This window comes from Anabaenopsis sp. FSS-46 (assembly GCF_029891665.1).
Classification (GTDB): Bacteria; Cyanobacteriota; Cyanobacteriia; order Cyanobacteriales; family Nostocaceae; genus Anabaenopsis; species Anabaenopsis arnoldii.
This window is the reverse complement of record NZ_JANQDG010000101.1, coordinates 25,460-46,182: the sequence shown is the minus strand read 5'-3', so window position 1 is coordinate 46,182 and position 20,723 is coordinate 25,460. Positions and strand designations below refer to the sequence as shown.

Sequence of the window (20,723 nt, the reverse complement as noted above, 5' to 3'; positions counted from 1 at the left end):
CTTCACAAGTCTTTTAGGAGTACATCATGGCTAATATTACTCTTTGTGAATTACACGCTGCTGGTTCTGAATTGTTTCAAGATTCTGAAAGTTTCTTGAATGAACTCAACGATGTTGATTCTATCTCTGGTGGTCAAGTAGCTGTCGCTGCTGGTGTGACTTATGCAGCGAGTAATCCTTTTACACTAACTAAGTTGGCTGAGGCATTTGTAATTACATATGCTGTTGACCATGTAACTATCTTGGCTAAATCCTTCAGTCTAGTTGTGTAATTATCTGCTAATAAATGGCTCTTAGGAATCATCCCTGAGAGCCAGACAGATTAAGTCATTTACCTTCTAATTACCACAAGTCTTTCAGGAGTAGATCATGGCAACTATCACTCTTTCTCAACTATACGCTACTGGCTCTGAACTGTTCCACGATTCCCAAAGCTTTCTTGATGAACTGAGCGATATTGATTCTAGCGCTAAGGGTCAATACAACCTTGTCGGTGGCATAATTACATTCACTGCGTTAGCTGGAACATTTATCGGTACATATGGCATTGGTCATGCTACTTATATAGCCAAGTCATATAGTAAACCGTATACTTTGTACTAGTTCTGTAGTTAACTAGTAATGTTGATGGCTGTCTTGAGATTAAAGATAAAGTTTTCATCAATCATGTAGGATTGCAAAAGCAAACATTACAGCCAAACTTGAAAAATATATTCTGTAATCGACAAGGTAATTGAAACTTAATTAAAACTAGTCTCACAATATATCAAATGAGTAGTACTGATTGATGAATATTTCGATATAAGTCAAAATCAATCAGCCGGCTAAATTAGATAAATTGAAATCATTGCTCCTCAAAGCTTATGAGTAAATAACAGTTAAATTCGCGTCATGATAGCACATTAGTTGACTAATAGTGAAGCTGAATATTAGTCGATATGGCTTGTATTCACTCATTAATCAATAATTTGTGTAGGCATAAGTTAAATGGCAGAAATTATAATTCGTGAACTTTACCCCAATAAATCAGATAGCTTTTTCATCGAAGTAGCGGATATGTCTTATATACCTGTATATGGTGGTAATGGATATGCACTTGACTATGCATTCCATCAAATCCTGAACTTTACTTATAGTCTAGTTGATTTGATGTTATCAGCATTTGCCATATATAGTATCGTGTCCCTAGCATATTCATTTATAACTGCAACTGAGGTTGAGATTATACCTGATCAGGTTGCCCCTTTCTAATTATTGAATCCGAATCGACATGATGACCAAGAAAATGTTGTATGCCATCAATGTCTGGATAGGAATGCTGTGGTTTTGCAGTTTCTTGATTAATCAACAACAAATTTTTGCATTACTGAGGAGTATTTAACGCCATGCCATTTTTATTAAGCTATCAAAATGTTTTTGACTACTTAATTCCTTTAGGAATATGTAGTGAGGAAGAACGTTCATCTAGTAATATTGAACTAAAACCAGCGAAAAACTTTAACTTATTACTCAGCTTATCAGAGGGTAGGCAACTTCTAGTGAAGCAAGAACGCCACAACCGAGAAGGAAAAACCGCTGGGGAGTTTGTGCAGGAATGGCGCATTCATGAGTTTTTAAACCAAAACCTAGAACTGAGCTATGTACGCCCTTTACTTTCAGAAGCAGTACATTTTGATGCTGAGAATTCGATCATTATTTTTAATTATCTGAGTAACTACCGCGATCTAGCAGATTTCTACACCAAGGAAAATATTTTTCCGACAAAAATAGCCGCAAAGGTTGGGACTATTCTGGGATTAATTCATCGCGGAAGTATTCAACATCCAGAGTATCGGCAATTCTTTGACAGTTCCCAGGATACAGCGAGTCAAGACGCGGCAAAAGTAAATCATCGCATTGATAGGCTGACCCCGGAAATTTTCGGTAGTGTTCCATCTGATGGGTTAAAATTCTTTGCCCTATATCAACGTTACGACAGTTTGGGTCAGGCGATCGCACAGTTAGGTAGTTCTGTTACTCCCTACTGTTTGACTCATAACGACATGAAGCTGAATAACATTCTCATTTCCTTAAATTGGGAAGATGTGAATGAATCATTAGCACAGCAAAGCATGATTCGATTAATTGACTGGGAACGCTGTTCTTGGGGAGACCCTGCTCATGATTTGGGGTGCATAATCGCCAGTTACTTGCAATTATGGCTATATAGCGTAGTTGTGGGTAAAGGGATGGAAATTGAAGAATCTTTACGCCTAGCTACAACACCTTTACAATCACTCCGTCCTTCACTTGCAGCACTGGTTAAGGCTTATTTGGCTGAATTCCCGGAAATCTTAGAGCATTGTCCTGATTTCTTAGAGCGAGTAGTACAATTTTGCGGTTTAGCCTTAATTCAATCTATCCAAGCAACTCTCCAGCACGAAAAAACCTTTGGTAATCAAGGTATCAGTATGCTGCAAGTTGCCAAGAGTTTATTGTGTCGTCCGCAACCATCTATACCCACCATTTTCGGTATGGATGCTTCAGACCTGACTCCCGCTAAATATTCAGCCGCAAGCTAACGCCTATCAGGTGGGAAAGTTGGCTGAAATACACAGCGAATTTATGACGATTTTTTACCGGTTTTTGAACACACTCTCTTATTCACACGTGAAGCCCTCCTATGCAACTATTAGATTCTCTACAAACTCAACTAGCTACTATTCCTCAGCCATTGCAGACATCGATAGAAGACATTATTCATAAAGTTGAAATTGTTTCCCATCATTGTATTAAACACCCCAACTATAAAAGTTTAGAATTAACCGAGCAAGCAGCTTCCCGCTTTCAAAAGTTGCCCTTAGAACTCCAGAAAAAGTATTTAGGTGTGCAGTTGCGTAGTTTCCTCTATGGTGTCTACTACAACGGCTCCTTACAAGAGGACTTGAATCTGACATCAGATGGAGATTCAAGAAAATTAGCATCAAATAAAGACTTAGAAAATAATAGTTTTTTGGGTGTAGATATAGGTTTTTATGACCGCTTACATGAGAGTAACCGGGGTTCAGGCTACTGGGGTAACGATTGGCTCATAGTGAAAGAAGAAACAGATGGCGCTGTGGCGGTGCATAAGGGTGGTTTAACCATACATATTGACCGTGATATTCACTTACGACCAGAACATAAAGCTGCAACTGTCGGTAATCTAGTTGCGATCAAATTGCCTAAAAATGTTGTACAAAATGGCTTTTATATGGCGGTTGGTGATGCTGCTGCTCATGGCGATCAAGAAATAGTGCGGATCTATTTTAATTTATCCCCAGATGGTGCAGTGGCGGTCATGGATGCTTTGACTACCCTACTCAATGCCCTACCCATTTCTTTTACGTTTAAAGCGCTATATAATCCTTCAGATTATGGACGTTATGATTCAGCAGTGCTTTACTTTGATAAACATAACTATGAGGCTATCCACCCTGTATTAAAAAGGGTGTATAGAGAAAATCAATCTTATTTTGGGGATTCGGTGCCGTTATTTACAAAATTACTAGCTCCTGGTTTATCTCTGGCGGAAGAACCTAACAACAAATTTACAGAACGTGAAAGCTTTGGGATGAATCGCTGCCAAATTATTGCTAATGCATTGCTGGATGTTTGGCAAGGAAATAATGATACACCAGCAGGTAGGTTAGAATCTATTTTGCAACATTTCTCTATGGGGGGAATTGAATTACAACGCCCTTATCTTAATCCCAAGTCTGAAGATATTTTCACTACTTTATAGGTTTTTGACGGTGGTCGGGATTTACCCCCAACAGCGGAAATAGCCTTTATTCGCCAAGGACGAAATATGACGGTAATTCGGGGATAGGTTTAGATTTGTTGACTGGGAAGAGTTCTGACCATCAACAGCTATTAGACGGGGGTTAGAAACCCCCGGTTTCCGGTGGTCGTAGCTCTTAAACCCTGACCCGTCAACAGTTAACAGTTACTTATTTAGCCCAGCAACTCAGAGATAAAAGCATTAATTTCGGCTCCCGTGTTTCTCGCTCCTGTGAGTTCACTGGTAAACAGATTAAAGGAAGTTTGTAAAATCGCATTGACGTTAGGATTACTCTTGAGTAATAAACCTTGGTTCATTAAGAAAATATCCCCCCCTGTGACTTGCTCATTACCATCAACGTCAAAGGCTAATTTGTTGACCCCATTCGCGATCGCATTCCTCAAAGCTGCACCGGTGGTGTCTGTAGCTCCCACGGTTTCAGTGCTAAACAGATTAAAGGAACTTTGCAGAATCGCATCCACATTAGGATTATTCCGTAACAGCAGATATTGGCTAATGAACAATAAATCAGCACCTGTTACCCTACCGTTACCATCAATATCCGCAGCGAGTCCACTGACTGTGACCGAAGGTACTCCTAATACATCTACATTGGGGTTACCACTGCTACCAGCAAAGTTAACTGTAGTTTCTCCATCAAAACCAGATGTGGTGGTAAAGGGAATATTCACAAAGACGCTATCACTGTTAGTAGACTCAAGAGGGCTGATAGTCAGAATCAATTCCTTATCAGTGTTAGGGTCATTATCAGCATCTGCTGTGTCATCAATGATGGTTTTGCTAACTATAGTCCCCGCCGAACTAGACAAATTCACATCCCCTGTGTTAATATTGAGTTGAGAATTATCAAAGTAAATTGAAAATCCTGCAAAGGATACCTGAGAATCGTTAAAGTTATCAAGGCGATAGTTTAAGGTTATCTCTCCCCTTCCTGGTGTAACCTTGTTGCTTTCAGGGGTAATCAGCAGTTGAGGGGGATTTATTAAATCATCATTCCTAATTGTTCCCGTAGCAGTGGCGGTGGTAATGGTGGCGTTACTGGGGTTAGATAGGGTAACGGTAAAGGTTTCATCCTGTTCAAATACCCTATCACCTTGTACATTGACTGTAATTACTTGGGATGTTTCCCCAGCAATAAAGCTGACCGTACCCGCGGGGAGGGTTTCCCCGAAGTCGATGGCGTTAGCGGGGTTGTCACCTGTAGCTGTAACTTCCCAGTTAGCACTGCTTGTACCTGTGGTTTCTCCAGTCCGGGTAACTGTGAAGGTGAAGGGGGTAGTACCTGTGTTACCTTCTAACCTGATGGCATTAGTAGGGGCGATCGCTAGACTTGCATCATCATTGAGAATTGTCCCGGTAGCAGTAGCTGTGGTAATGGTGGCGTTGCTAGGGTTAGATAGGGTAACGGTAAAGGTTTCATCCGGTTCTACTTCCGTATCACCACTGACATTGACTGTAATTACTTGGGATGTTTCCCCATCTGCAAAGGTGACCGTACCCGTGGGGAGGGTTCCCCCAAAGTCAGCGGCGTTAGCGGGGTTGTCACCTGTACCTGTCACCGCCCAGTTAGCACTGCTTGTACCTGTATCCCCGGTGCGGGTGACTGTGAAGGTGAAGGGGGTAGTACCTGAGTTACCTTCTGACTGTACTGCGTTAGTAGGGGCGACTATCCCTATAGATGGTTGCTCAGTTGGGACTTGAGTAAACTCACTCACATCAATGATTTGCAATCCTGCATCCCCATCAGCCACATAGGCGTAGTTCCCCACCACTTGTACACCCAAGGTAGAGCCAGAGGTATTGTAACCCCCAATGCGGGTGGGTTTAGCTGGGTCACTGATATCAATGATTTCTAATCCTGAATCCCCATTAGCGACATAGGCGTAGTTCCCCACTACTTGTACACTCCAAGCCAGTCCAGAGGTATTGTAAAAGCCGGTGCGGGTGGGGTTAGCCGGGTTGCTAATATCTATTATTTGCAATCCTGCATCCCTATCAGCGACATAGGCGTAGTTCCCCACTACTTGTACACCATAAGCAAAGCCAGAGGTATCGTAACCCCCGGTGAGGGTGGGGTTAGCGGGGTTGCTGATATTTATGACTTGCAATCCTGACCACTCATCAGCGACATAGGCGTAGTTCCCCACTACTTGTACATCATAAGCCCTGGCAAATGTATCGTAACCACCGGTGCGGGTGGGTTTAGTAGGGTAGCTGATATCTATTATTTGCAATCCTCCTGACCACTCATCAGCAACATAAGCGTAGTTTCCCACTACTTGTACACCCTCAGCAGAGCCTGGGGTATCGTAACCACCGGTGCGGGTGGGGTTAGCGGGGTTGCTGATATCGATGATTTGCAATCCTGCAGAACTATCAGCCACATAGGCGTAGTTCCCCACTACTTCTACACCCCTAGCATAGCCAGAGGTATCGTAACCCCCGGTGCGGGTGGGGTTAGCGGGGTCGCTGATATCGATGATTTGCAATCCTGCACCATAATCAGCGACATAAGCGTAGTTCCCCACTACCTGTACACCGATAGCAAAACCAAAGGTATTGTAATTACTGAAGGGAGAAACATTGAGGGTGATATTGCCTGTTTCATTACCATAACCATCCACCGCTAGGTAATAGGTAGTTCCGGGAGTGATGTTGAAACTCACACGGCTTTGTTTACTATTATCTTCCCCTAAGTCATCATTCTGTGCTACTAATGTCAAACCATCCACAGTATTACCGGTGAATACAGATAACACCGTATCAAAATCACTGCCAATAGTATCTATAATAACTCTGTTGGCGGTAGCTGGGGCAGTCCAACTCCACCAAGCAGAGTTAATCACACCCTGCTGGGCTGGTTCCCCTACTTCCCCGGTAAAGCCGATGTTACTACCAGTGGTGATATTTCTGTTAATGATGATGGCATTGACAAAGTTGTCATTGGAAGCAATAGGCACAATAGACATAGATTTAAGGTGTTATAAGTACTCGATAAAATAAAGAAAGTCTGGAGTATAAAAATTCAGATATTCACCAGGCTTAATTAAACTTCATATTACAACAAATACCAGAATTATTTAACTTTTATCTGTAAAATCTACTTTTTTTGATACTAATAACTAAGTGATACTATTTAGCTAATTTTGTCATCTATCTAAAGATAGATATTTGAGAAGATAAACCATATATCCAATCAAGGGGCGATCGCCGTTACTTGTATTATTAATGTCAGAATCAACACCCAGTCGGATTTATCCGACTTTAGCTTTCAGACAGGGGTTTCTAACCCCTGGCTCCCCGTGCTGGTAGCTTTTAAACCCTGACCCGTCAACTGTCAACCGTCAACGGTATGGCTAACGCCACGCTATCGCTATCGACTCCGCTCACCGACCACCGTCAACAGTTAACACCTAGTCGGATTTATCCGACTTTAGCTTTCAGACAGGGGTTTCTAACCCCTGGCTCCCCGTGCTGGTAGCTTTTAAACCCTGACCCGTCAACCGTCAACCGTCAACGGTATGGCTAACGCCACGCTATCGCTATCGACTCCGCTCACCGACCACCGTCAACAGTTAACACCTAGTCGGATTTATCCGACTTTAGCTTTCAGACAGGGGTTTCTAACCCCTGGCTCCCAATGCTCTAAACTGCTGCGGTTTCACGGGCGATCGCACCACCACGGAAATCACCCAGAGTCCTCAACGCAGAAATATTACAGTAATTAGGGGATAGCCTAGTCATCTATCCCAGTCAACCGTCAACAAAACAGCGATCGCACTAAGCAGCCGGGTAATAAATTACCCGTCTGATAGCGAAAGTCCACTAGAAGTGGACTATTAGGTTAAATAGGGTACTCTAGGCAATGGTTATTAATGGCATTTATAATGTTATATTTAACACTCAGTCGGATTAATCCGACTTCAGCTATCAGACGGGGGTTTCTAACCCCCGGCTCCCCATTATCGAGCTTCATGGCGATAGCGAAGCGCTGCTGCAAGCAGATCGCCTATGCATAAGCGATCGCCCTTCCGTCACCCGTGGTCGGTGAGCGGAGTCGAACCGTCACCCGTCAACAGTTTTTCTATAAAGTGTAGGTGAAGTCATTTACCAACATTCCGGGAACTAGACTACCTCCTAATTGACGACTCTCATAAGTTCCCACATCGGGGATGAACTCTTGAAAGTTGGTGAACTCTACAAGATTATCTCCCCAAAAACGATAGAGACTTTCATCAAAGCGTAAATTTTCAATGGGGGCGATGATTTCCCCCTGTTCTACCCAAAAACAAGCATAACGAGTCATCCCGGTAATTCTCCCGGTGGGGCGATCGCTCCAGTTGAGGTAATGTAAATTAGATATATATAGTCCTGTATCTAAACTCCTGAGAATCTCGTCAACGCCTAAATTACCCGGACTGATGTGGGGCGATCGCAAAGTTTCGGAGCTATTAGCACCATTGGCGACTTTACCATATTCCTTAGCGGTGCGAGAATTAACTAGAGTATTAACCAAAACCCCCTGTGTAATTATGGGTAATTCAGGAGCTACCATTTCTCCTAATTGATTAAATCGGGGTACAAACCCCTGTTGAAAGTTTTCTGTTAAACTAAACCTAGGGGATAGTTGTTTTTCTTGCCGTGATAGCATAGCCAAAGCACTGTTTCCCTGTTGTAAATCAGCCTCACTCACCGCTGACCAGGAAAGCATATCTAATAAATCTGCTACCGCAGCGGGAGCAAAATAAGTTTTATAGCGTCCCGGTGTCAATTGTTTAGCTGGACGGGAAAGTAATTCTAGTTGGGTTTTAGCTGCGCTCATCTTGGCGATGTAAGCGCTGTCATCCCAATGACTACCAGCAAGGATGACTTTAACTGCTTGTCCACAGGTATCAAATAGGGAATAATCTAAGGTAAAGGTATCAGTGGTAAACCAGTGTTTTTGACCTTGAGAATCAGCATAGGCTTTAATCACTAACCCTCCGGCATAAAGACCAGTAAAGTCTAAATCTCCCACCTGGGCTAATATAGTTGTAACTACCGATTCTTGTGGTAATAATTGCCCAGAATTGACTTCGCGACTAATATTATTGCCTGATGGTAACACTAAATAGGGGTCAAGGGGTAAAACTGGCAATTCTTGGCGCAGTTCGAGCAATGCTGTGTGTGCTGCGAGGGAGTCTATTTCCCTGTTTCCTGTCAAGGGAAAACAGCGAAAGCTGCGGCGCTGATTTTCCATTAAAGTTAATTCTATGGAACCGTCAGCAACTACACCTGTTTGTCTCACCTTCCCATGGTTAAAACGAGTAAATTGGCTGTGTTCGCTGCTGAGTCTGAGGGTAAATTCTTCCGTGACTGTTTTTTCTATCAGTAGTGTTTCTATAAGTTGATTGAAACTGTTTTCTAAAGTCATGGGGTGTTTTTGAGGGGGAATTTCTGGGGATAGTTAGGGATGAGTGGGGTTTAATATAGTAAAAGTTGCAGGATGCTTGTGGGTGGGGTAAGCAGTTGTTTAACCACCCCCAAAAACCTCCACATTAGCAAACACACACAGGGGTGAACCATGTCCTACCCAAATGGCTTGATTAGGTTCACCCTTACCACACATGGCGGTACCATACATTTCCCAGGTGTCAGCATTGCCTATGTGGGTGAGACTGTGCCAAAATTCCGGGGTAGTGGCTCTATAGTTGGGGTTGCGTAGGGTTTTAGTAAGTTGACCGTTTTCAATTAGTTTGGCATATTCACAACCAAATTGGAATTTATAACGGCGATCGTCTATTGACCAGGAGCGATTCGATTCCATGTAAATTCCCTGTTCTATACCGCTGATGATTTCTGCTGTGCTTTGGTTCCCTGGTTCTAGGTTTAAGTTAGCCATGCGGTCTATGGGGGGACGGTTCCAGGAACAAGCACGAGCGCAAGCTACACCGGGTATATTGGCTCTAGCTTGGCTTTCTAAGCTACCTAGTCCCCTTTGTAGTACGCCTTGTTTAATTACATATTCTTTTGTGGCTACTGCGCCTGTATCATCAAATCCGTAGCTAGCAAACTCACCGGGTACGGTGGGGTCAAAGGTGATGTTCATTAGGGGTGAACCATAAGCTAGGTTACCAAAGTCACTGGGTTTGACAAAGCTCCCCCCGGCGTAGTTGCGTTCATCTCCTAAAATGCGGTCAATTTCTAGGGGATGTCCGACGCTTTCGTGAATTTGCAGCATCATTTGGTCAGGTGCTAAAAGTAGATTGGTGCGGGTGTTGGGACATTCTGTAGCGGTTAGCAGTTCTACTGCTTGCTCGCCAATTTGCTGCACTCGCTGCCATAATTGCTCTTGTTTTAATAGCTCCCATCCGCCTTGATAGCAGTGTGCTTGCCAACCATTGTTACTGCGTTGTTGGACTATTGTACCATCTTGGGCGATCGCCCCATAATGGGTTCCTAGGGAGACAATTTTTTGATATACTTGGGAACCGTTGCTGCTGACAAACCAAGTTTCTCTTTCGGTGGTGGTGGCGCTGGCTGAGGTTTGAACAATTTTGTCATTAACTTTTAACCCCTGACATATACGCACCAAGAAATTATTGATTTCTCCAGGACACAAACCATCTAAGGGTTCCAGGTAGGGTGAGTTATATTCCCCCACCACTTTAGGGCGTTGATTGGCGTTAAAGGGATATATCCACCATTTGCTTGCTGCTAGCGCTTGTTGATATGCTGTATGGGCTGCTGCTTGTAGTGATGGTAATTCTAGAGAGGTTGTGGCTGCATAACCTAGACAGCCATTAACTAAAACTTCTAGCATAGCTCCCATGGTGGAAGTTTTACCGTTGATTTGGGGTAACCCATCCCGCACATGACGGGTGGATGCGTTTGTCTTGACGGTTCTAATTCCAATCCAATCAGCTGCAATGTTCAGATTAGCGATCGCTTGTGTAAGTTCAGACCACATATTGATAGGAAATTATGAATAGGTTAATTACTAATTAATTATTTATACTATAAAATTACAATGGCTAAACCCCAAACTCCCGCACCAAACTATACAGCTGCGGGAATAGGTTGATTTTTAATGGCCATTTTGGCTGTCATCGGCAACAAATGCAGTGCTGACTTTGCCACTGGTATCAAATATATAAGAAGGTCTCCATAAGTTGGGTAGTCTGCGTAGCTCTGGAAATTCCCGGCGGAGAATTCTGCAAGAACGACCTTGAAAGGCTTTTACTACCTGAGCAATAGAGTGATGGTGGTCATACTCCACTTGTAAATAAACTTGATCTGGCGCGACTTCTAGAGCTTTAATCATCCATTTTTTATCATCAGCAACAGTCTGAAATACTTTGATACACTGTTGCTTAAGAAGTGCGCTCTCGGCAAATATTCTTTCATGTCCGTAGGTCATCCAGATCAAGTGAACACTGACTAAACCAATGGCATCACTGTAATGATTGTATAGAGGTTGCATTGAGATGTCTATTCTTTTTCTGCAACGAAAATGGTATCATATTTACACTATGCCTAAAGTATAACTTAACAAAAAGCTCACATTGTCTAGATCAAGGTGAAATCTAAAATTTCCATTAACTTTCCGCCGTGGGAGCAGATTTTTCTTCACTTAATAACTTCGGCTGTAAATAAAGATTCTCTACCAGTACACCTACACCCGCTACCCAAGGGGGGACAATTACAGCGCCAATAATTCCCAAAACTTGCGTTCCTCCCAGTACAGCTAAAAGTTGATATAAAGGACCCACTCGCACAGAAGAACCCACTAGCAGGGGGTCAAGGACATAAGTTTCTACGTTTTGAATAATCACAAATAACAGCAATACCCACAAAAAAGTCAAACCACTTTGGGGAATGGCGACAATTAAAGCCGGAATTGCTCCTAAGACTGGACCGACAAAGGGAATTAAGTTAGTAAAACCCGCAATTACACCGAGAGCTAAGGCAAATTCTGATAGTCCTAAAATCCTCAATCCCACGGTAATCACAACACCGAGAATGGCTGAAACTAAGACTCTTCCTTGAATATATCCTCCCATGCGCCGAGCAATCGGGATAACTTGCGCCCTTAGACGTTCGTCCCAAGGTTGGGGAAACAGACTCACCAGACCTTGAATTAAGTTTTTACTTCCAGCTACCATATAGGCGGAGATGACCAGGGACAAAATCAGATTTACTACCCCCCCAATAAAACCACGAGTAAAGCCAAAGGAACGTACAACTAGCTGTTGACTCGAACGCAGTAACCAGTTAGCTACTGACTGGAGGTCAAAAAATTCTTCCACTGACTCTATTTGAGTAATTCCCAGTCGCAAGGCCAGATTTTCCGCAGCATTCCACAAATTATCTAAATACATCGGTAGTTTACTAGCTAGTCGCTGAATCTGTTCCGAAACCGATGGGCCAATGATTAAGCCAGCGCCAATTAATCCAGAAATTAAGCTAACATAGACGATAATTACCCCTAGCCAACGCTTAAGATGTATTTTTTCCGCGGCGTTGACTAAGGGGGCGATCGCAGAGGCTAAGACTACGGAAATCATTAAAATTACTAACAAGCTCCGTAATTGCCACAGGAGGACGACGACGAAAAAGGTGGCAACAATGAGGAAAAGGTCAGATAAGGAAATAGACTTACGCTGTTCAGACATATTTGATTATGTAGTCATTAGTGATGAAAAAGTTCCATAGATGGCGGTGGAATTTTGTGATGATCATCGGTAATAATGGGGTAAAACAGCTGCCATGACTGTTGTGTATTCCCATGCTAGTACGGCAGGGGAGAAATCTACCATTTTTTCCTACCTAGGCACTTCTGAGGAATTAACATGATTTTTTGATATAGCAATCCTAAATGATTCATGAACAATTTCTGTTCCCTGTTCCCTGTTCCCTTTCCTCACTCATAATTTCTCAAGTCAAATAGGATGACTATATTTGATTACATCTCTATGGAAACATTAGTTACTGCCGAATTGACAAAAATGGATGCACCAAAGCAAGGAATACCAGTGACAATTATTACTGGTTTTCTTGGTAGTGGCAAGACGACTTTATTAAATCATATTCTCGGTAATCAACAGGGTTTAAAAACTGCGGTTTTAGTCAATGAATTTGGAGAAATCGCTATTGATAATGAATTGATTGTCTCTACGGAAGAGAATATGATTGCCCTGAGCAATGGTTGTATTTGCTGTACTATTAATAATGATTTGGTAGATGCGGTTTACCAAGTTTTAGAACGCCAGGATAATTTAGATTATTTGGTCGTGGAAACCACGGGACTAGCTGACCCGTTACCAGTTGCTTTAACTTTTCTGGGTACGGAGTTACGAGATTTAACCCGTCTAGACTCAATTATTACCGTAGTAGATGCAGCTAACTACAGCTTGGATTTATTTAACGCTGAGGCGGCATATAGTCAAATTGCCTATGGTGATATCATTATCCTCAATAAAGCCGATTTAGTTGATGAGGCGGATTTGAGGGATTTGGAACGGAAAATCAATGATGTTAAAGAAGGTGCGAGAATTATCCGCACGGTGCGATCGCAAGTTCCCCTAGGTTTAATTCTCAGTGTGGGTTTGTTTACCTCTGACAAGTATTTTCAGGAAGTGGATGACCATGACCACTCAAAGTGTGACCACGACCATGATCACCATCACCATTCCCACCATTTAGAAAATGACGGTTTCAGTTCTGTTTCTTTCCAAGCTGACCAGGCTTTTAGTATTAGAAAATTTCAGTATTTCCTAGATAACCAATTACCGACAAATATTTTCCGAGCTAAAGGAATTATCTGGTTTGAAGAAAGTCCTAACCGTCATATTTTCCACCTTTGTGGTAAACGCTTTACTTTAAATGATGATGAATGGAAAGGTACACCGAAAACCCAGTTAGTGCTAATTGGTCAAAATTTGGATGGGGAAGCTCTGATTTCTCAGTTAGAAAACTGCATTTCTGAACAGGAGAAATAAGAAGCAGATCACAGGGGTGGGTTTTCGGTGCTTTTTTACCTTGGTCTTCCTAGGGTGGTGACATATATCACCGCTTCATCTGCGGGAATGCCTAAAATCTCATTAACTTGGTCGTCAAAGAAGCCACCGATACCACTAACGCCTACACTCAAATGGGTAGCGGCTAAATTTAGTCTTTGTCCTAAATGTCCAGCATCCATGTGTAAATAACGGTAAACGCGATCGCCATATAGAGCGATCGCGGATTTAAGATCAGCCGTATGGAACAGGACTACCGCAGCATCCCGGCCTAAATCTTGTCCCAAGCAAAGAAAGTGTAACTCTCGGCGAAAGTTTTTGAAGCGAATTTGTCGTAATTCTTGGGCCTTGGGGGCGTAATAATAACAACCCGACTCTAAACCATTCACCCCACTAACCGCAATAAATGTTTCAATCAGGTTGGTATCAAAGTAATCCGGAGAACTATCTAAACCTTGGTCCAGGTAATTTTGGGGTTGATAAGTGAAATCAAGTAAACTTTTGAGTTCATCCAAGGTTAAATCATCACCACTGTAGGCCCGGGTAGAACGTCGCTTATACATGGTTGTTTCTAAACCTAACAGCTTTGCTCCCCAATTAATGGGAGTAGTAGCGGTGGGAACTTTCAGACAGAAAGGAAAATTGTATTTATCTTCTAAAAGATTCTCAGACTTAGGGGAGGGTAAATAAGTCTGATGAGTTGCATCTGCGGTAATTTGGGTGCGAGAGTGAAAATATTTGAGTAATTCACCATCGGGGATGGGGGGATAATTGGTTTCACTGGTGGAGGGTAAAGCCGTACATCCTGGTGGTAAATTTTCCTCAATATCTAATAAATCTGCCAAGGCTAGAATAGCCAAGGCTCCCTCCTGTTCCGAGTCAATATACAATAGGTCATTGACCGCTTCATCCACAAAGCCACCAATTAAGTGGGGGCGATAGTCATTCATGGCTGCTGCTAGCTCAATATTGCCCAGCAAGTGGCCTGTATCTAAAAAAATGCGGCGGTAGGCTCTATCCTCATATCGCCAAGCTGAACGATAAAAAACCCCGGTGATGATTATTGCTAATTGGGTATTTTCCATGGCTGGATGGTCAAAACAAGCTGACTGCAAAGCTCTCCAGACATCACTTTCCCAATAATGCATCAGAGAGTGGTCCCGACATTGGTAGTTATATAATCCCGGTGGTAATAACCCCGTCCCACGGGAAACTAGATAAACTTCCGCCGGATATAACCCCCCCGCACTGGGAGCAGCTCGTAAGTATACTGCACTACCCATGGAAGGCATTCTGGCTGTGAGTCCATAACTGCGAAACAGCAACCGCGAAAGTCTCCGCCACCATTGAGCATCAGGGTTATCAGCCAATGTTTGTGCTGTTTCTTGAATATAGGGCTTGAGGTCGAAGGTAGTACCAATTTTGTATTCTTTAAACGGTACTGGTTGTTTAGCCCAGTCTAACCCTTGAGATTTAGAGGCCAGGGTTTCAGGATCGTATTTAGTCCGTTCGTGGTAGTGTTGAGCAATGGATTCGCGTAGTTCTGGCATATTAATTTCAATACTCTTGGCTGGTTTATTTTGATCTTGGCATTCATCAGCCCCATTGTTTCGTGTTAATTCGTACAAAGTTTAAACTTACCTCAGGTTAAAACCTGCCTAGCTGCCATATAATAAAACTAATGTCTCTACAGTTTATTTCTCTTCCCCGTTCCACACCTCAACCACCGACAGGTTTAATTGTCTGTTTACATGGTTGGGGTGCTAATTCTGAAGATATTGCATCTTTATACCCATTTTTTAAGTTACCTGATTACCAGTTTCTGTTTCCTAATGCACCGTTTCCTTTTGCCAACTCTTCTCCTGGGAAGGCTTGGTATGACCTGAGAATGGAAAATATGTATGTAGGTTTACCCGAAAGTCGGGAATTATTAATGGGTTGGTTGCAATCTTTGGAGAGTATTACTGGTGTACCCTTGTCCCAGACTATTTTGTGTGGTTTTTCTCAGGGAGGGGCTATGACTTTGGATCTGGGGTTAAAATTGCCCTTAAGGGGTTTAGTGGTGATGAGTGGATATTTACACCCTGATTTGGTAACCACGACTAAAGCTGATTTTCCCCCATGTTTAATTATGCATGGTAGGTATGATCAAGTTGTGCCACTGGCGGCCGCTGTCAAAGCACGGGAGTTTATGGAGTCCCTGGGGGTGGCGGTGCAGTACCATGAGTTTGATGTGGGTCATGAAATTCAACCCCAGATGTTAGATGTGCTACGCAATTTCGTGGTTAATGTGATTGGGTAGTTTGAAATACAATTTTTTTCCGCACTATGGTAAAAAATTGGAATTTTTTCGGAAATATGGCCTCTGTAATGAGTAAGATAGATTGGGTGGCAGCGTCACAGCTAGAACTCAAGTCATGCTGGGTCTCCACGTTACGGAGGTTGTGGTAAGAATTCTGCATAAGGGAGGGGCAAGCATTGTGAAAACTTTAACCATTTCTCAGAAAAACATTTCTGCTATGACTACCACAGATGTGCAAGAGTTGGCTAATCGTCTGGAAGTAGATAATTACAGTAATGCCTTTGAGGGTTTAAATGATTGGCATCTGTTGCGTGCGATCGCCTTTCAGCGTCCTGAGTTGGTTGAACCCTATATCTACCTCTTGGATTTAGAAGCCTACGACGAAGCATAATAGGTTATTTGGGAGTAATATTAATATTACTCCTAATTTTTGACCATGCTCTATCTCCAGCCCCAAACCCCAAACCGCAAAAAAAGGGTGCTGATTGCTGTAGGTGGTGGGATCGCCGCCTACAAGGTCTGTGAATTGGTTTCCAGCTTGTTTAAAACTGGGGTGCAAATCCGGGTAATTCTTACCCAAGCTGCACAACAATTTATCACCCCTTTAACTTTAGCTACCCTCTCTCGCCATTGTGCATACACAGATAATGATTTTTGGCAAGCAAATCACTCCCGACCCTTGCATATTGAGTTGGGAGAATGGGCAGATTTGTTAGTAATTGCCCCTCTGACCGCTCATACTTTGGCTAAGTTGGCTTGTGGTCTGGCTGACAATTTACTCACAAATACTGTGCTGGCTTCCAGTTGTCCGGTGTTGTTAGCACCAGCCATGAATACCGATATGTGGGCACAGGTGGCGGTGCAGCGCAATTGGCAACAGTTATTGACAGATACCAGGTATCATGGTATGTTTGTAGGGTCGGGTCTGTTGGCTTGCGATCGCATTGGATCCGGGAGAATGGCAGAACCGCAGGAAATTTTAACTTATATCCAATCTCTGTTACATACTAGTGGTAAGCGAGATTTACAAGGGCAAAACGTCTTAATTAGTGCCGGCGGAACTAGAGAATATCTTGACCCGGTGCGGTTTATTGGTAATCCCTCCACAGGTAAAATGGGGCTAGCTTTAGCACAAGCAGCCATGCACCGAGGCGCAAAGGTCACCTTGGTACATGGCCCTGCTAGTTGGGAAATACCCGATTGGGTGGAAGCTATACCCGTGGTAAGTGCAGAGTCTATGGGTGCAGCGATGAAATCTCACCTACAGGATGCTAACATAATTATTATGTCCGCAGCGGTGGCAGATGTCAAGCCTAGAGATTATAGTACACAGAAGTTACCTAAGCGATCGCTCCCCAGTTCTTTACCCTTGGAACCAGTACCAGATATAATTGCCCACTTAGCACAACTTAAACAACCATCACAGCTATTAGTCGGGTTTGCAGCACAGACCGGGGATATCATCACCCCAGCGCGGGCTAAGTTGCAGTATAAAAATTTAGATGTGATTGTTGCTAATCCCATTGATCAACCTGAGAGCGGTTTTGCTAGTGACAATAATCAGGCGGTTTTTTTAGATCAACAAGGAAATCAGGTACAAATTAACCTAATGTCTAAGTTACAAATGGCTCATTTTTTGTTTGATTTTTTGGGGTTATTTCACCCAGAGGCGCTGAAGCGCAAACAATGAGAGTCAGAGTAGGAAAAGTTGTTATTTTTCGGTCTCTTCGGCATTTTCCTTATAATGTCTGTAACACCTGACTAGTTCAGGCTAATTTTTTTTACAGTGAAGGGTTTGCAAATGTTTACTGTGTCAGAGATTCCCATTGTGGGGATAATTTTATTAATTGCTGTGGGTATTTTAGGTTGGGGCTTTTATCGCGCTAGACCCTTTGGGAAACTGGGAATCTTAGCCTGGTTACAGTCCGTCGTGTTGATGGTTCCCTGGTTACTGTTTTTTGGTTTGTTTGCCGCTGGCATTGATATTAATATAGCTGGTATATTGATTTTAGTAGTCAGCTCCGCAGCGTTATATATCTTTTTAGGTAGACAGTTACGCGCTGCTGGACAAGATGCAATTATTAAACAACAGGCCACCCAGAGGTTAGCAGGGGATTCTGCACCTACAGGAGAAAATACCCCCCAAGTGGTATTAGCAGAACTGAAAATTGAAGCTGTACCAATTCCAGAAGAAGATTTAAGCGCTATTCGCTCTATTTTTGGTATTGATACCTTTTTTACCACAGAAACTATCTCTTATCAAGAAGGAGCAATATTTAAAGGTAATCTGCGCGGAGAACCCGAAGCAATTCACAACACCCTAACCGCCAGTTTACAAGCCAAATTAGGGGATAAATATCGGCTGTTTTTAGTGGATGGTACAGAGGGTAAACCGGTAGTAATTATTTTACCTAGCCGTAATGATCCCCGTCCGATGTCATTACAACAAAAGTTGTTTGCAGTCATTCTCTTGGTCGCAACTATCGCCACCAGCTTAGAAGCAGCAGGGTTGTTGCTGAATTTTGACTTTTTTACCAATCCCGGACGCTTTACAGAGGCTTTACCCATTGCTGCGGGGATATTTGCAATTTTAGCAACTCATGAAATCGGTCATTGGTTAGTAGCTCGTCGTCACCAAGTCCCCTTGAGCTGGCCTTTCTTTTTACCAGCTGTGCAAATAGGTTCCTTTGGTGCAATTACTCGCTTTGAGTCTCTGTTACCTAGTCGTAAAGTCCTATTTGATATTGCTTTGGCTGGTCCTGCTGCTGGTGGTATTCTCTCCTTATTCATGTTAATTAGTGGTTTGCTACTTTCCCACCCCGGTAGTTTATTTCAACTACCTAATCAGTTTTTCCAGGGTTCTATTTTAGTAGGTGGTTTGGCGCGGGTGGTTCTGGGTTCGGCTTTACAATCATCTACGGTTAGTGTCCATCCCCTGGTAGTGATTGGTTGGCTAGGATTAGTAGTTACAGCTTTGAATTTAATGCCAGCTGGACAATTAGACGGTGGGCGGATTGTCCAAGCAATTTATGGCCGCAAAACCGCAGGACGCGCAACTACAGCCACTTTAATTCTACTGGGTCTGATTTCTTTAGGCAATCCCCTGGCTATTTACTGGGCGGTAGTGATTTTCTTGTTACAAAGAGATTTGGAACGCCCGACTTTAAATGAAATCACCGAACCAGATGATACCAGAGCCGCTTTAGGTTTATTAGCACTGTTTTTAATGATTACTACTCTGTTACCTTTGACTCCCGGTCTGGCCGGAAGATTAGGGATTGGCGGTTAATTAAGGGGAAGGGACTTGATTTTATTGTTTCCCCCCCTACAAGGGGGGATTAAGGCTTACAAGGGTAGGTTTTTTACATTTATGATAACCGCCAATGATAGACCACGATAGACTATTTAAAGAATTAATCCAAACCTTCTTTTGGGAATTTATCGAACTGTTTTTACCAGAAGTATTAGAGTATGTAGAAACAGACACCCTCACCTTCTTACCAGAAGAAATATTTACCGATGTCACCTCTGGGGACAAAAGAAAAATAGATTTATTAGCACAAGTAAAGTGGGAAAAACAAGACAGTTACTTTCTCATTCACCTAGAAAATCAAGCCTATAATCAGAAAGAATTTGAACGGCGGATGTTCCATTACTTCGCTCGGTTAGATGCTAAATATTTACTCCCCATATTTCCTATAGTTATCTTCTCATACGACGAACCAAAACGCCCAGAGAAAAGCCAATATACCGTTAACTTTCCCAACCGAAAAATACTGGAATTTAACTACTTTACCATTCAACTAAATAACCTCAAATGGCGCAACTTTTTAAACCAACCCAACCCCGTAGCAGCCGCATTAATGGCCAAAATGGACTTTCAGCCACAAGAAAGGGTGAGAGTTAAACTAGAATGCTTGAGAATGTTAGTCACATTACAATTAAATCCTGCTAAAATAGAACTAATTTCCGGTTTTATTGACACCTATCTCAGATTAAACACAGCCGAAGAACAAGAATTAAACACCGAATTAAAACAAGCCAACTTAGTTGAAGAGGAACAAATCATGGAAATTGTTACCAGTTGGATGGAAAAGGGAATTGAGAAGGGAATTAAACAAGGAATTGAACAAGGTATTGAACAGGGAGAACAAAAAATTATTAGAAGACAAGTAAAACGGCGATTTAACAATATTACTCCCACACTGGAAAGCCAAATTAATAGCTTATCTTCAGCACAATTAGAAAACCTAGCCGATGTAATTTTTGACCTCCAATCTCTAGCAGATTTAACTAACTGGTTAGAACAACAAAAGTAAACTATGGCAGTTATTTGATAACTTTCATCACATCTTTACCCCATTTAATTCATTAAATCCAGTCCCCTCCCCTGACAAGGACAAGACAAGGTGGACAAGGTGACCAGAGAGAAAAACAGCACAAAGTCTGTATTCTTAGTAAGAAAAATAGCCCATTAAAAGACCATTCTCCGTATAAAATCTTCCTTGTCCACTTTCCTTCCTTGTCTTCGGTGGTCTTGCCTTCACAGATAATATTAAAAACCTACCCTTGTAAGCAAGGGGGAGGGGTGAAAGAATAT

Annotated in this window: 17 protein-coding genes; 11 read left to right on the top strand and 6 right to left on the bottom strand. The window is 42.6% G+C overall.

Going from position 1 to position 20,723, the window contains the following annotated elements:
- The first annotated feature begins 26 nt into the window (after positions 1-26).
- The 5 genes from NWP21_RS11805 (at position 27) to NWP21_RS11785 (ending at position 3,763) form a co-directional block, all read left to right on the top strand.
- On the top strand, positions 27-272 hold the full coding sequence (locus NWP21_RS11805) for a hypothetical protein (RefSeq protein WP_271732094.1): 246 nt from the start codon (positions 27-29) through the stop codon (positions 270-272).
- Between the two features lie 97 nt (positions 273-369).
- Positions 370-603, top strand: coding sequence for a hypothetical protein (locus NWP21_RS11800; RefSeq protein ID WP_271732092.1), 234 nt, complete (start codon positions 370-372; stop codon positions 601-603).
- A gap of 384 nt (positions 604-987) precedes the next feature.
- A complete protein-coding gene (locus NWP21_RS11795; protein ID WP_280792852.1) occupies positions 988-1,251 on the top strand; it encodes a hypothetical protein in 264 nt (87 codons plus the stop codon).
- 134 nt (positions 1,252-1,385) lie between these two features.
- Positions 1,386-2,561 (top strand): phosphotransferase, encoded by a 1,176-nt coding sequence (locus NWP21_RS11790; RefSeq protein ID WP_271732091.1) that lies wholly within the window; start codon positions 1,386-1,388, stop codon positions 2,559-2,561.
- Positions 2,562-2,662: 101 nt separating this feature from the next.
- Positions 2,663-3,763: a T3SS effector HopA1 family protein gene (locus NWP21_RS11785; RefSeq protein ID WP_280792851.1), complete on the top strand. Its 1,101-nt coding sequence runs from the start codon at positions 2,663-2,665 to the stop codon at positions 3,761-3,763.
- Positions 3,764-3,975: 212 nt separating this feature from the next.
- Here NWP21_RS11785 and NWP21_RS11780 read toward each other — a convergent pair whose 3' ends face one another.
- From NWP21_RS11780 to NWP21_RS11760, 5 genes are all read right to left on the bottom strand, one after another.
- Entirely contained in the window at positions 3,976-6,792 is a 2,817-nt protein-coding gene (locus NWP21_RS11780) for a Calx-beta domain-containing protein (RefSeq protein ID WP_280792850.1), read from the bottom strand.
- Positions 6,793-7,907: 1,115 nt separating this feature from the next.
- Entirely contained in the window at positions 7,908-9,236 is a 1,329-nt protein-coding gene (locus NWP21_RS11775; protein WP_280792849.1) for a TldD/PmbA family protein, read from the bottom strand.
- Positions 9,237-9,335: 99 nt separating this feature from the next.
- Positions 9,336-10,772 (bottom strand): TldD/PmbA family protein, encoded by a 1,437-nt coding sequence (locus NWP21_RS11770; protein ID WP_280792848.1) that lies wholly within the window; start codon positions 10,770-10,772, stop codon positions 9,336-9,338.
- Positions 10,773-10,889: 117 nt separating this feature from the next.
- On the bottom strand, positions 10,890-11,285 hold the full coding sequence (gene tnpA, locus NWP21_RS11765) for an IS200/IS605 family transposase (protein WP_280792847.1): 396 nt from the start codon (positions 11,283-11,285) through the stop codon (positions 10,890-10,892).
- 115 nt (positions 11,286-11,400) lie between these two features.
- Positions 11,401-12,477, bottom strand: a complete 1,077-nt coding sequence (locus NWP21_RS11760) for an AI-2E family transporter (RefSeq protein WP_280792846.1) — start codon at positions 12,475-12,477, stop codon at positions 11,401-11,403.
- A 300-nt stretch (positions 12,478-12,777) separates the two neighbouring features.
- Between NWP21_RS11760 and NWP21_RS11755 the strand changes: the two genes are divergently transcribed.
- On the top strand, positions 12,778-13,803 hold the full coding sequence (locus NWP21_RS11755; RefSeq protein WP_280792845.1) for a GTP-binding protein: 1,026 nt from the start codon (positions 12,778-12,780) through the stop codon (positions 13,801-13,803).
- Positions 13,804-13,838: 35 nt separating this feature from the next.
- Here NWP21_RS11755 and NWP21_RS11750 read toward each other — a convergent pair whose 3' ends face one another.
- Positions 13,839-15,371, bottom strand: a complete 1,533-nt coding sequence (locus NWP21_RS11750) for a SagB/ThcOx family dehydrogenase (protein WP_280792853.1) — start codon at positions 15,369-15,371, stop codon at positions 13,839-13,841.
- 131 nt (positions 15,372-15,502) lie between these two features.
- Between NWP21_RS11750 and NWP21_RS11745 the strand changes: the two genes are divergently transcribed.
- From NWP21_RS11745 to NWP21_RS11725, 5 genes are all read left to right on the top strand, one after another.
- A complete protein-coding gene (locus NWP21_RS11745; protein WP_280792844.1) occupies positions 15,503-16,123 on the top strand; it encodes an alpha/beta hydrolase in 621 nt (206 codons plus the stop codon).
- Positions 16,124-16,301: 178 nt separating this feature from the next.
- Positions 16,302-16,514, top strand: a complete 213-nt coding sequence (locus NWP21_RS11740; RefSeq protein ID WP_280792843.1) for a DUF2555 domain-containing protein — start codon at positions 16,302-16,304, stop codon at positions 16,512-16,514.
- Positions 16,515-16,559: 45 nt separating this feature from the next.
- Positions 16,560-17,813, top strand: a complete 1,254-nt coding sequence (gene coaBC / locus NWP21_RS11735) for a bifunctional phosphopantothenoylcysteine decarboxylase/phosphopantothenate--cysteine ligase CoaBC (RefSeq protein ID WP_280792842.1) — start codon at positions 16,560-16,562, stop codon at positions 17,811-17,813.
- 111 nt (positions 17,814-17,924) lie between these two features.
- Positions 17,925-19,412 (top strand): site-2 protease family protein, encoded by a 1,488-nt coding sequence (locus NWP21_RS11730; protein WP_280792841.1) that lies wholly within the window; start codon positions 17,925-17,927, stop codon positions 19,410-19,412.
- A 94-nt stretch (positions 19,413-19,506) separates the two neighbouring features.
- The gene (locus NWP21_RS11725; RefSeq protein WP_280792840.1) at positions 19,507-20,442 is read left to right on the top strand and encodes a DUF4351 domain-containing protein; all 936 of its coding nucleotides are present in this window, start codon (positions 19,507-19,509) and stop codon (positions 20,440-20,442) included.
- Positions 20,443-20,723: the final 281 nt, after the last annotated feature.